Raw genomic sequence first — 1,131 nt, 5'->3', positions numbered from 1 at the left:
GGCCGGAAGCGGTCATAGACATGGTCGAGGCCCGGGCGCCGCATGGGTTTGATGACATCGACGCCGTCGCTTCGCGCGAAGAACGCAAGAGCGTGGTACGCGGCTATGCGTCCCTGGCCGGGTTTGCAAAACCGAGTTGATCGCGAGTGGCGCGTTTTGCAGCCTACAGGTTTGCCTCGGCGAAGATGCGTGAGGCCCAGTCGAGGAAGACGCGAAGGCGCGGCGAGAGCTGTCTGTTCTGCGGGTAGAGCGCCGACAGCGGCGTCGGCGATGGCGGATAATCGGCCAGCACTTCGACCAGCGTCCCTTCGGCCAGGTCTTTGTCGAAGCGATAGCGCGGCGCCTGGATGAGGCCGAGGCCAAGCCGCGCCAGGTCGGCGGCGGTATCGGAATTGTTGGCGGCGACGCGGCCGGGCAGCCGCACCTCACGGATATTGCCGGCGACAGTGAATTCGAACGGAAGGGTCTCTCCGGTGCGCGACGAGACAAAGCCCACCGCCTGGTGACCGTCGAGCGCATCGGGGGAGGCGGGCGTGCCGTGGCGCTCGAGATAGGCGGGGCTGGCGCAGGTGATCTCGCGGATCATCGCGAGCCGCCGCATGATCATGCCGCTGTCGGGCGGCTCGCCGACGCGGATCACGCAGTCCACGCCTTCACGCACGAGATCGACCAGCCGGTCGCTCTGGCCGATCTGCAGGTCGATGCGGGGATAGCGGTCGAGAAACTCCGGCAGGCGCGGCAACAGGAATGTGCGGGTGAGCAGCGTGCTGGCGTCGATGCGCAGCAGGCCGAAAGGCTCGGCGTTGCGGAAGGCGGCCTCGGCATCCTCGATCTCGGCCAGGATCGACAGGCAGCGCCGATAGTAGGCTTCACCATCCTGGGTGGCGTTCACCTGCCGCGTCGTTCGTTCCAGCAGCCGCGCGCCGAGATGCTCCTCCAGCCGCCGGATGGCTTCCGTCGCGGTTGAGCGCGGCAGGCCGAGATCGGCCGCCGCAGCGGTGAAGCTGCGCCGCTCCAGAACGCGAACAAAGAGCCGCATCGTGTCCAGCCGATCCATGCTCTTTGTTCGCAGTTTCCGAATAGTGATGTCAATGGGTGGATGATTATCCGGAATTCGGCTTGGCCTATATC

1 protein-coding gene is annotated in these 1,131 nt (G+C 66.0%); it reads right to left on the bottom strand.

Translation table 11 applies throughout. The features are described 5' to 3' along the window. Positions 1–163: 163 nt before the first annotated feature. Positions 164–1,057 carry a LysR family transcriptional regulator gene (locus tag EN969_RS32260; RefSeq protein WP_063168616.1) on the bottom strand — a complete coding sequence of 298 codons (894 nt, stop codon included), beginning with the start codon at positions 1,055–1,057 and terminating at the stop codon, positions 164–166. Positions 1,058–1,131: the final 74 nt, after the last annotated feature.

This window comes from Mesorhizobium sp. M7A.F.Ca.CA.003.01.2.1 (assembly GCF_003998945.1).
GTDB classification, from domain to species: domain Bacteria; phylum Pseudomonadota; class Alphaproteobacteria; order Rhizobiales; family Rhizobiaceae; genus Mesorhizobium; species Mesorhizobium ciceri.
The sequence above is the reverse complement of the archived record's forward strand: the minus strand, read 5'-3'. Positions and strand labels throughout refer to the sequence as shown.

Excerpts from the sequence above, each read along its gene's own strand:
- EN969_RS32260 (WP_063168616.1), bottom strand. The coding sequence starts at position 1,057 with ATGGATCGGCTGGACACGATGCGGCTCTTTGTTCGCGTTCTGGAGCGG.